Below are 617 nucleotides of genomic sequence, written 5' to 3'. Positions count from 1 at the left end.
TAAAGCTGCCGTCGCTCCCTGCCGTGACGCTGCCCAGCACATTGCCTGCCGCATCGCTGATCGTGACCGTACTGCCGGCTTCCGCCGTACCGCTGACCGACGCGCCATCTTCTGCGACCAGAAGATCAGCCGGTGAGGATGGCGCGGTGGTGTCCGGGGCAATCACCGTGGTTGATGCTGACACGTTACCCGCTTCATCCGTGGCGGTCACCGTGACCGTCTCTCCATTGGTCAGCGCAACCGGCAATGCTACGCTGTACACGCCAAATACATCGGCGGTCGCCGTTAATATCGTGTTGTCCGGCAACGTGACGCTCACCGTACTATCCGGCTCGGCAGTGCCGCTGACCGTCAGGCCATCCCCACTCACCGCCGCTTCCGGCGCTTCCGGCGGTGTCGTGTCCGGTCCCGAAAGATCGGGTGCGATTAGGGTCAACGGTGTTGACGTATTGCCCGCTTCATCCGTAGCGGTCACCGTGACCGTTTCACCTGCGCTTAACGCCTCTGGCAGCGCTATACTCCAGGTGCCGTTGGCTGCTGCCGTCGTGCCCACTGTACTGGTATCCGGCAACGTGATCGTCACGGTGCTGCCTGCCTCCGCCGTGCCGTTCACGCTG

At 63.2% G+C, this 617-nt stretch carries 1 protein-coding gene; it reads right to left on the bottom strand.

Translation table 11 applies throughout. The features are described from left to right. Window positions 1-617 (bottom strand): Ig-like domain-containing protein (locus NC856_RS17670; RefSeq protein WP_264091707.1); only part of this gene is annotated, 617 nt, incomplete at both ends.

It is taken from the genome of Brenneria izbisi (genome assembly GCF_025840185.1).
In the GTDB taxonomy this organism is placed as follows: Bacteria; Pseudomonadota; Gammaproteobacteria; order Enterobacterales; family Enterobacteriaceae; genus Brenneria; species Brenneria izbisi.
The sequence above is the reverse complement of the archived record's forward strand: the minus strand, read 5'-3'. Positions and strand labels throughout refer to the sequence as shown.